Annotated in this window: 10 protein-coding genes; 5 read left to right on the top strand and 5 right to left on the bottom strand. The window is 64.1% G+C overall.

Going from position 1 to position 9,416, the window contains the following annotated elements; translation table 11 throughout:
* The 3 genes from dgcA to VOI29_RS19175 form a co-directional block, all read right to left on the bottom strand.
* Positions 1-891: N-acetyl-D-Glu racemase DgcA (gene dgcA / locus VOI29_RS19185; protein WP_323782399.1), on the bottom strand; the 891-nt coding region annotated here is incomplete at its 3' end.
* 150 nt (positions 892-1,041) lie between these two features.
* Positions 1,042-2,043 carry an N-acetyltransferase DgcN gene (gene dgcN / locus VOI29_RS19180; protein WP_323782398.1) on the bottom strand — a complete coding sequence of 334 codons (1,002 nt, stop codon included), beginning with the start codon at positions 2,041-2,043 and terminating at the stop codon, positions 1,042-1,044.
* A gap of 105 nt (positions 2,044-2,148) precedes the next feature.
* On the bottom strand, positions 2,149-3,429 hold the full coding sequence (locus VOI29_RS19175; protein ID WP_323782395.1) for an MFS transporter: 1,281 nt from the start codon (positions 3,427-3,429) through the stop codon (positions 2,149-2,151).
* A gap of 220 nt (positions 3,430-3,649) precedes the next feature.
* Here VOI29_RS19175 and VOI29_RS19170 point away from each other — a divergent pair, with 220 nt between their 5' ends.
* Both VOI29_RS19170 and VOI29_RS19165 read left to right on the top strand, forming a co-directional pair.
* A complete protein-coding gene (locus VOI29_RS19170; RefSeq protein ID WP_323782392.1) occupies positions 3,650-4,609 on the top strand; it encodes an L-malyl-CoA/beta-methylmalyl-CoA lyase in 960 nt (319 codons plus the stop codon).
* 66 nt (positions 4,610-4,675) lie between these two features.
* The gene (locus VOI29_RS19165; RefSeq protein WP_323782389.1) at positions 4,676-5,281 is read left to right on the top strand and encodes a hypothetical protein; all 606 of its coding nucleotides are present in this window, start codon (positions 4,676-4,678) and stop codon (positions 5,279-5,281) included.
* A gap of 450 nt (positions 5,282-5,731) precedes the next feature.
* On the opposite strand, the gene VOI29_RS19160 is transcribed toward VOI29_RS19165, so the two are convergent.
* Positions 5,732-6,184, bottom strand: coding sequence for an Lrp/AsnC family transcriptional regulator (locus VOI29_RS19160; RefSeq protein WP_323782386.1), 453 nt, complete (start codon positions 6,182-6,184; stop codon positions 5,732-5,734).
* 73 nt (positions 6,185-6,257) lie between these two features.
* Here VOI29_RS19160 and VOI29_RS19155 point away from each other — a divergent pair, with 73 nt between their 5' ends.
* Together VOI29_RS19155 and VOI29_RS19150 are read left to right on the top strand one after the other, a co-directional pair.
* Complete coding sequence (locus VOI29_RS19155) at positions 6,258-6,854, top strand: LysE family translocator (protein WP_323782383.1); 597 nt, start codon at positions 6,258-6,260, stop codon at positions 6,852-6,854.
* A 221-nt stretch (positions 6,855-7,075) separates the two neighbouring features.
* On the top strand, positions 7,076-8,038 hold the full coding sequence (locus VOI29_RS19150; RefSeq protein ID WP_323782379.1) for an acetyl-CoA carboxylase carboxyltransferase subunit alpha: 963 nt from the start codon (positions 7,076-7,078) through the stop codon (positions 8,036-8,038).
* 10 nt (positions 8,039-8,048) lie between these two features.
* Here VOI29_RS19150 and VOI29_RS19145 read toward each other — a convergent pair whose 3' ends face one another.
* The gene (locus VOI29_RS19145; RefSeq protein WP_323782378.1) at positions 8,049-8,462 is read right to left on the bottom strand and encodes a helix-turn-helix domain-containing protein; all 414 of its coding nucleotides are present in this window, start codon (positions 8,460-8,462) and stop codon (positions 8,049-8,051) included.
* A 92-nt stretch (positions 8,463-8,554) separates the two neighbouring features.
* Here VOI29_RS19145 and VOI29_RS19140 point away from each other — a divergent pair, with 92 nt between their 5' ends.
* Positions 8,555-9,319: a YdhR family protein gene (locus VOI29_RS19140; RefSeq protein WP_323782375.1), complete on the top strand. Its 765-nt coding sequence runs from the start codon at positions 8,555-8,557 to the stop codon at positions 9,317-9,319.
* Positions 9,320-9,416: the final 97 nt, after the last annotated feature.

The raw sequence follows: 9,416 nt of genomic DNA, 5'->3' as shown, positions 1-9,416 counted from the left end.
CAACAGCAGCGGCCCGTCAAGATCCGTAACCGCCGCACCCTGCGCCACAAGCGTCGCCGGCGCCATCGCCAGCGAGGAGCCGACCATGCAGCCGACCATCACCTGATAACCCTCGGCCAAAGCCTGTTCACGCAATTTCAGCGCCTCGGTCAGACCGCCGGTCTTGTCCAGCTTGATGTTGACCACGTCGTATTTGCCCTTGAGCTTCGGCAGGCTGGTGCGGTCATGGCAGCTCTCGTCGGCGCAGACCGGCACCGGGCGGTCCATGCCGATCAACGCGGCGTCTTCCCCCGCAGGCAGCGGCTGCTCCACCAGCTTCACGCCCAGCCGCAGCAGATGCGGTGCCAGCGCGGCGTAAACTTCGGCCGACCAGCCCTCGTTGGCGTCAATGATGATCTTGGCATCGGGCGCGCCGGCGCGCACCGATTCCAGCCGGGGCATATCGTCGGGGGTGCCCAGCTTGATCTTCAGCAGCGGGCGGAACGCATTCTCTGCCGCCTGCGCCTGCATCTTTTCAGGCGTATCCAGCGACAATGTATAGGCGGTGATCTCCGGCCCTGGCGCGTCCAGCCCGGCCAGTTCCCAGACCCGCTTTCCGGCCTGCTTGGCCTCCAGATCCCACAACGCGCAGTCCACCGCGTTGCGGGCGGCGCCGGCGGGCAGCAGCGACTGCAGCTCTTCACGGGTGAAATCACCGGGCAGCCCCTCGATCTCGGCGGTCACGCTCTCCAGCGTCTCGTTATAGCGGGCATAGGGCACGCATTCGCCCCAGCCGGCGGCGCCGTCCTTCTCGACCCGCACGGTCAGCACCTTGGCCTCGGTGCGCGAGCCGCGCGAGATGGTGAAGACCTGCGCCAGTTTGAAGACGTCCGGGGTGACGGTGATATTCATGAAGCTGCCCTTTCCACCGGTTCCCCGCAGCGCGCGGCGAACCTCAGCCGGATGCCCGGAAAATCCGGCTCCGGCGCTTTCATCTTTTTAAAAATACTCCCGCCGGAGGCACCTGCCGTTGCAGCCAGCACCTCCGGCGGGGCTGTTAGATCAGACTGCGGCCAGCGCGTCCACCAGCCGGCCTGCACCGTGGCGGTACGGGTCGACGGCGGGCAGGCCCATCCGCTCTTCAACTTCTGCCAGATACTTAACCGCCTCATCCTCGGTCAGGTGCTGGGTGTTCACCGAGATGCCGACAACCTTGCAGGCCGGGTTGGCGCGCTGAGCCAGCGGCAGGGCCACGGCTTTCAGCTCTTCCAGGCTTGGCACGTCATACTCCGGCAGGCCGCGCATATGGGTGCGGGTCGGCTCGTGGCACAGGATCAGCGCATCCGGCTGGCCGCCGTGCACCAGCGCCATGGTGACGCCCGAGTAGGAGACGTGGAACAGCGAGCCCTGGCCCTCGATCAGGTCCCAGTGGTCATCATCATTGTCCGGGGTCAGATATTCGATGGAGCCCGCCATGAAGTCGGCAATGACCGCGTCCAGCGGCACGCCGTGGCCGGTGATCAGGATGCCGGTCTGGCCAGTGGCGCGGAAGGTCGACTTCATGCCGCGCTCTTGCATTACGGCATCCATCGCCAGGGCGGTGTACATCTTGCCGACCGAGCAATCGGTGCCTACGGCCAGGCAGCGCTTGCCCTTGCGCTTGACGCCATTGGCAATCGGATAGCCGACAGTGGGGACGCGCACATCGTGCAGGGTGCCGCCGTGGGTCTGCGCCGCTGCCACCAGGTCGCCTTCGTCGCGCAGCAGGTTATGCAGGCCCGAAGCGATGTCATAGCCCATTTCCAGAGCCGCGATCAGCACCTCTTTCCACGCCGGAGAAATCACGCCGCCGCGGTTGGCGACGCCGATCACCAGCGTCTTGGCGCCGGCGTCCTTGGCCTCGGCCAGGGTCATCTCGGTCAGGCCCAGGTCGGCGCCGCAGCCCGGCAGGGAGATCTGGCCGACGGCATGGTCCGGGCGCCAGTCGCGGATGCCGATGGCAACTTTGGCGGCCAGCATGTCAGGCGCGTCGCCCAGAAACAGCAGATAAGGGGTCTCGATCATCGCGCTCATCCTTCCAGTATAACAGGTCGCGCCAATGTCAGGCGGATTTCGCGCAAAGTCCTCTCGAAATCGCGCAAGAAAGGGGGTTTTGCGCGATTTTCTTCGTCAGTTTCCGGGGAATTTCGAAGTTTCTTCCGCCCGCCCGCCGCTTGCAGACGCTTCCTCCCCCTCAAGCCAGGATTCCGCCTGCAGCACGCCCGGCTGGGCGACCCCGATCACCCCCATCGCCTGGAACTCGCCGGTGTCCTCCGGCGCCCCGGAGGTCGCGCGCCGCGCAATGGCGATCAGCGCCACGGTCACCCCGACCCCGATCAGCAAATATTGCAGCCCGCGGCCATCGGCCAGCCGGATCATGTTCGGCCCGATCAGGATCCCGAAAAACTGGCCCAGCTGCAGCAGGAACGCCATGGTGCCGCTGGCCGGAACCACCTGGCCCGGCTGCAGCTGGTCGTTGGCATGCGCCGCCAGGATCGAATAGATCGGCAGCGTGGTTGCCGCGATGACGGAAAACCCGACCACAATGCGCGAGGGCGCCGTGTCCACAGCCATCCACAGCGCCACCAGCGCCGAAATACCGGACAGCGCAATCACCACATAGCGCCGGTCGGTGCGGTCCGACAGCCAGCCGACCGGGTATTGCACCAGCGCCGAGGCAATCAGCGCGATCACCAGCGCACCCGAGGCCTGCGCCTCGCTGAAGCCGTTCTGCAGCGCATAAAGCGGCAGGCTGATGTACCAGGCCACCACGCCCGCCCCCATGATGACAATGCCCAAAACCGTCATCGGCGAGACTTTGTACAGCCGTTTCACCGGCATCCGGTCCGGCGCCGAGTAGTCCGGCGCCCTGATGTTGGACAGCAACAGCGGCACAATGGCCACCGACAGCAGGATCGAGGTGACCCCGAACAGCAGGTTGCCGCTGGGATCCGGCAGGCCGACCATTGCGGTGCCCAGCGCCGGCCCCGCCGTCTGAATGATGAAATAGACCGACAGCACCTGCGCCCGGATCCGGTTCTCCGACTTGGCGTTGAGCCAGCTTTCGGTGATCACGTACAGGCCCGGAAAACAGAAGCCCGCCAGCAGCCGCATCGCTGCCCAGCTGGCCGGGTCCGAGGTCAGCAGATGGACAATCGCCGCAACCGAAACCATCGACGCCAGCGCCGAAAACACCCGGATATGGCCGACCTTCTCGATCAGCAGCGGAGTCAGCATGGTGCCCGCCAGCGCCCCCAGCGGGTAGCAGGACTGCATGACGGAAATCTCAAGGTCCGTGAACCCCAGCGTCGAGCCGCGGATCGTCAGCAGCGTGACCAGCAGCCCGTTGCCGACCATAAGCAGCAGCATGCCCAGGAACAGGGCCCAGTTGTCGATCAATGCGCGTTTCATGCAGCTCCTTTTCCGCACGGATCGGGGCCCGTGTCTTTTCTTGCGCAATGCAGCATGGCGGCGGCAGCTTCGCGCAGGTTTGCGACGGAAAGGGCGCAAACGGGATTGCCGCAACGCGGCGTTTCTTGCCGCAAGTGCAAAATCCACTTGCAAGACGGCGCGCAATTTAATAACCCGATGTGCGAAAATTCTGCAATTTCCTTACCCAGGGGGTTTCCGCATGTCCTTCCGCATCCAGCCCGCCGCACCGGCGCGCCCCAATCGCTGCCAGCTGTTCGGCCCCGGCTCCAAAGTGAAACTGTTTGAGAAGATGGCGGCTTCGGCGGCTGATGTGATCAATCTTGATCTTGAGGATTCAGTGGCCCCCTCCGACAAGGATCAGGCCCGCGCCAATGTGATCGAGGCGATCAACAGCGTCGACTGGGGCAGCAAATATCTGTCGGTGCGGATCAACGGGCTCGACACCCCCTATTGGTACCGCGATGTGGTGGACATTCTGGAGCAGGCCGGCGACCGCCTGGATCAAATCATGATCCCCAAGGTCGGCTGCGCCGAAGATGTCTATGCGGTGGACGCGCTGGTCACCGCGATCGAGCGCGCCAAGGGCCGGACCAAGCCTGTGTCTTTTGAAGTGATCATCGAGTCGGCGGCAGGCATTGCCCATGCCGAGGACATCGCCACATCCTCGCCCCGGCTGCAGGCGATGAGCCTGGGGGCTGCGGATTTCGCCGCTTCGATGGGGATGCAGACCACAGGCATCGGCGGAACCCAGGAAAACTACTATATGATCCGCGACGGCGAAAAGCACTGGTCCGACCCCTGGCACTGGGCGCAGGCTGCAATTGTCGCCGCCTGCCGCACCCATGGCATCCTGCCGGTTGACGGGCCGTTCGGGGATTTCTCGGACGAGGACGGCTATATCGCCCAGGCGAAACGGTCTGCGACCTTGGGCATGGTCGGCAAATGGGCGATCCACCCCAGCCAGATCGAACTGGCCAATCAGGTCTTCACCCCCTCGGATGAGGCTGTGGCGGAAGCCCGTGAGATCCTGGCCGCGATGGCAGAGGCCAAGGCCTCGGGCGCCGGCGCGACCGTCTACAAAGGCCGTCTTGTCGATATCGCCTCGATCAAGCAGGCTGAGGTGATTGTCGCCCAGGCCGAACTGATTGCAAACAGCTGACGCCGGCGCGCATGGACTAAGTGCAAGGGCGTCCCGGTGGGGCGCCTTTTCCGCAGGGAGGGTTTGATGGCAGATTTGACTTTGCTGCATACCGCAGACGCGCATGCGAGGACGTTCCGGGCGCTGGCACCCGAAGCGGATCTGAACCAGCAAGTGCGCAGCGATTGGCTGGCCCGGGCGCGGAATGGCATCGGCGCCGACCTGAGGGCGGAGATTGCGGCGGCCATCAGCGCGGCTGACGGACCGGTGCTGTGCAGCTGCACCACCCTTGGACCGGTGGCAGAAGAGGCAGGCGCCATCCGCATCGACTGGCCGATGATGCAGGAAGCGGCGCGGATTGGCGGGCCGGTGCTGATGGCCTATTGCCTGAACAGCACGGCGGCCCCCTCGGAGGCGCTGCTGCGGCGCGCCTTTGGCGGGCGTGATCCGCACCTGACCCCGTTATCTCTGGCGCAGCACTGGCCGCTGTTTGAAACCGGCGCCGGCACGGCGTTTTCTGCGGCTATAGCCGAAAGCATCGCAAGGGCGATGATGGATGATGACGCGTTTGGCTGCGTTGTGCTGGCGCAGGCCTCGATGGCCGGGGCGGCAGCAGAGCTGCGGGCGCAGACAAAGGTGCCGGTGCTGGCCTCGCCGGAGATCGCCATGCGGGTTTTGCTGCCCGCCCGGTAAAACGGCTGCCCCGGCCCATGCGGTCTGCCCGGCCAGGGCCCCTGCCCCGCCGGTTGCTCATCTGTTCCAGATCATGTTGCCTGTGCCGTTTCCCTGTGCCGTTTTCACGTGCCGTCACAAGTGGCCGTTAAGGATTGGCGGCGCCGCCAATAAGGCGGAGGCGGACGGGCGTATCCGCCCGCATGCTAAACGTTGTCTCTGCATGACCCCGCTGCCATGCGGGAGCCCTGTTCCATATCTGCCGGAGAGCCAAGCCCCGGCGGGTGATCGCGACCGGGTGCAAGACTGCCCCGGGCGGCTTAAGATCAGGTGAGGCCAGCGTACGCCGGATCCGCAACACCCGCCGCCGCACGCCTGCGGCCACAGAAGTGACGTGAGTATTTGAGGAAAAATGAAAAGCTGCCTCGCTTCATCTTTCCCCAAATACTCAAAAGTCCAACCGCGCCGCGGTCACGCCCGCAGATCTTTGGGCGAGCCCATCACCACATAGGTGGTGATCCCGGTCACATAGGGCGAGGTGCCCAGAATGTCGGTGTGGAACCGTTTGTAGCTGGGCAGATCGGCGCATTCGACGCGCAGCAGGTATTCGATGGTGCCGGTGATATTGTGGCATTCGACCACCTCGGGTGCGGCTTGCATGGCGCGTTCAAAAGCTTCCTGCGCGTCCTTGGTGTGTTCACCCAGGCCGACGCCGATATAGGTGGCAAATCCCACCCCCAGCTTCTGCCGGTCCAGCACCGCGCGGTAGCCGGTGATGACGCCGGTGCGTTCCAGCTCCTGCACCCGGCGCAGACAGGCAGAGGGCGACAGGCCGACCCGCTCGGCCAGTTCCAGATTGCTGATCCGGCCGTCGCGGGTGAGTTCCTGCAATATATGCTGGTTTATCTGATCATTTTTCGCCATTCGTTGTGAAAATACACATCAGGCGCTGCAGAACGCAATTTCATTTGGCGATTACTGCGCAATCTTCTTGCCCATGACATATGAACTCCTCTTTGCGCTGACCGGTTTTGTCTTTGGCACGGTCTTCACGCCCGGCCCCAATAACCTGATGCTGATGGCTTCGGGGGCCAATTTCGGTTTTCAGCGGACGCTTCCGCATTTGCTGGGGGTCGCGGTCGGCTTTCCGCTGATGATCCTGCCGGTCGGGCTGGGGGTGATGCATCTGTTTGATGCCTTCCCGCTGCTGACCCCGGTGATGACGGTGCTGTCGGTCGCTTACATGCTGTGGCTGGCGTGGAAGATCGCCAATGCCGCGCCGCCCCGGGAGGGCGCGGCCGAGGGCAGGCCCTTGAGCTTTGTGCAGGCCTGCGCCTTTCAATGGGTCAACCCCAAGGCCTGGGCAATGGCGCTGGGGGCGATCACGCTTTATGCGGCCAGCCGCGACCTGAGCGCCATTCTGTGGGTCTCCGGCATCTACCTGCTGGTCGGCAGTTTTTCAGCGTCGACCTGGACCATGCTGGGCCAGCAGCTGCGGCGGCTGCTGACCCGGCCCGCGCAGCTGCGAGCGTTCAACTGGACCATGGCCGCTCTGCTGCTGGCGTCCTTGGCGGCGATCCTGCTGCAGGCCTAGGGCGACCTTCTCCACCCGTTCGGGCAGCGGGCCGCCGGTGCGGCCGCGGTTACTGGCCTGAACCCGCGGTCTCCGGTCTTTGCAACCGGCGGCCATTGGCAGTGCGCCCTTTGCTTTCGCGGCCCGTCCCTGATGCCCTGGCAGCAGATCGCAAATCTTGCTGAGTTGCATCTTGCGGCGCAGAAGGCCATATAGCTGCAAACCCGCTGAGCAGAGGCGATATGACCCAGTATCTGGAATTCGAAAAACCGCTGGCCGAAATCGAAGGCAAGGCGGAGGAGCTGCGGGCGCTGGCGCGCGCGAACGAGGAAATGGACGTGGCGGATGAGGCCAAGGCGCTGGACGCCAAGGCGGCGCAGCTGCTGAAGGACCTCTACAAGGGGCTGACGCCCTGGCGCAAATGCCAGGTGGCACGGCATCCCGACCGCCCCCATTGCCAAGATTACATCAAGGCGCTGTTCACCGAGTACACGCCGCTGGCCGGCGACCGCAATTTTGCCGACGATCTGGCCGTGATGGGCGGCCTTGCCCGGTTCAACGACCAGCCGGTGGTGGTGATCGGCCATGAGAAGGGCAGCGATACCAAATCGCGGATTGAGCGCAATTTCGGCATGGCCCGGCCCGAAGGCTACCGCAAGGCCATCCGCCTGATGGAGATGGCCAGCCGGTTCAAGCTGCCGGTGATCACCCTGGTGGACACCGCCGGCGCCTATCCCGGCAAGGGCGCCGAGGAGCGCGGCCAGTCTGAAGCTATCGCGCGTTCGACCGAGATGTGCCTGAAAATCGGCGTGCCGCTGATTTCAGTCATCATCGGCGAGGGCGGTTCCGGCGGCGCGGTGGCCTTTGCCAGTGCCAACCGGGTGGCGATGCTGGAGCATTCGATCTATTCGGTGATCAGCCCCGAAGGCTGCGCCTCGATCCTGTGGAAAGATGCCGAGAAAATGCGCGAAGCAGCGGAAGCGCTGCGCCTGACCGCGCAGGACCTGCACAAGCTGGGCGTCAATGACCGGATCATCCCGGAACCGCTGGGCGGTGCGCATCGCGATGCCAAGGCCGCGATGGCCTCGGTCAGCGGCGCTATCCAGGAGATGCTGGACGAGCTGGCCGGCAAGGATGCCGCTGAGCTGATCAAGGACCGGCGCCAGAAATTCCTGGACATCGGTTCCAAGGGCCTGGCGGCGTAACGCCAGGCGCTTAAGGCAGTTTGCCTGCGCGGATCCGGGCAACAACGCCGTTTCGGTCCGCCTGCACTTTGTCACTGAAGCCGGTCATTGCATGGCCGGCTTTGTTGTATCTTGCGCTCCACAGGGCGATCTCTGCCAGTACCGGGGCCAGATCCCGGCCCTTTGGCGTCAGTGTGTAGATGTAGCTGCGGCCGTTCTGCGGGTCCTTGCTTTTGCTCAGAATCCCGGTCTCCTCCAGTTGCTTGAGGCGCTGCGCCAGGATGTTGGTCGAGATCCCCTCCCAGCCGTTTTGAAGCTCGCCGTAGGTGCGCGCGCCTTTGACGGCCATGTCGCGGATCACCAGAAGGCTCCAGCGGTCGCCGAAGATATCAAGGGCATAGGCCACCGGGCAACCGGACGCATATTTGCTGTGCTTTTCAGTCATGCACTCTTGATATTTTTTTTACTTGCAAAATGCAAGCCGGTGTGGAAGCTTTGCACAACTTGCAAAATGCAAGTAGTTAAACCGGAGCCAACATGACACAGAACCGACCCGGCGCGGCTTGCCGCGCGCCCTCCCGGATGTCCCGCCGCCAACTGCTGGCGGCCTCTGCCGGGGCGCTGCTGCTGCCTTCTCTTGCCAAAACACAGGAAACTGCCATGACCCCGAAAGCCTTTGTCTATACCGAAGTTGCCATCTCTGTGCCGTTTGACCAGGTGCCGCTGCAGGAGATCAACGCCGCGATCCGGAAGCAGCCGGGCTTTCTGAACAAGACCTGGCTGTCCGGCCACGGCAACAACTCGATCGGCGGCCTTTATGCCTTTGACAGCATTGAGAATGCCCGCAAATTCGTGACTGGCTATTTCCCGGGCGAGCCGCGCAGCTTTGGCGTGGCGCACAACACGCGGATATTTGACGCCGAGGCCACCGCCGAGGCCAGCCGCGATATGGGGGCGGCGCATTACAACAGCGGGGCTGCGGCGCCGGGTGCATTTGTGTACACCGAACTGCAACTGTCGGTGCCGTTTGAGGAGGCCCCCTGGAAAGCGCGCAACGCGGCACTGAAAATGCTGCCGGGGCTGCAGAACAAGGTTTGGCTAAGCGGGCTGCAGACCCAGACTCTGGGCGGGTTCGACGCCTTTGACACGCTGGACAATGCACTGGATTTTGCGCTGAACCTGTTCCCGGAAACTGCGGCAGAACTGGGCTGCGCCTTTTACACAAGGGTCTTTGATGCCTCGGTCACCAAGGCGGCCAGCCAGGCAATGAATTCGCCCTATTACACCGGCAGCGGAGCCTGATCAGGCGCGCCGAAGCTGAAGAGCGCAGGCAGCGGTCCCCCTCCCGCGCCCGCGCATCGCCGGCTGGCGCCGCCGTCGCTGGCGGCCTTGGGCGTGG

Source organism: Leisingera sp., from assembly GCF_034669605.1.
Lineage (GTDB): Bacteria > Pseudomonadota > Alphaproteobacteria > Rhodobacterales > Rhodobacteraceae > Leisingera.
This window is presented reverse-complemented; position numbering and strand designations above follow the sequence as displayed.

Bases quoted from the DNA above. Each gene is read 5' to 3' on its own strand.
- dgcN (WP_323782398.1), bottom strand. From the start codon at position 2,043: ATGATCGAGACCCCTTATCTGCTGTTTCTGGGCGACGCGCCTGACATG.
- VOI29_RS19175 (WP_323782395.1), bottom strand. From the start codon at position 3,429: ATGAAACGCGCATTGATCGACAACTGGGCCCTGTTCCTGGGCATGCTG.
- VOI29_RS19170 (WP_323782392.1), top strand. From the start codon at position 3,650: ATGTCCTTCCGCATCCAGCCCGCCGCACCGGCGCGCCCCAATCGCTGC.
- VOI29_RS19165 (WP_323782389.1), top strand. From the start codon at position 4,676: ATGGCAGATTTGACTTTGCTGCATACCGCAGACGCGCATGCGAGGACG.
- VOI29_RS19160 (WP_323782386.1), bottom strand. From the start codon at position 6,184: ATGGCGAAAAATGATCAGATAAACCAGCATATATTGCAGGAACTCACC.
- VOI29_RS19155 (WP_323782383.1), top strand. From the start codon at position 6,258: ATGACATATGAACTCCTCTTTGCGCTGACCGGTTTTGTCTTTGGCACG.
- VOI29_RS19150 (WP_323782379.1), top strand. From the start codon at position 7,076: ATGACCCAGTATCTGGAATTCGAAAAACCGCTGGCCGAAATCGAAGGC.
- VOI29_RS19145 (WP_323782378.1), bottom strand. From the start codon at position 8,462: ATGACTGAAAAGCACAGCAAATATGCGTCCGGTTGCCCGGTGGCCTAT.
- VOI29_RS19140 (WP_323782375.1), top strand. From the start codon at position 8,555: ATGACACAGAACCGACCCGGCGCGGCTTGCCGCGCGCCCTCCCGGATG.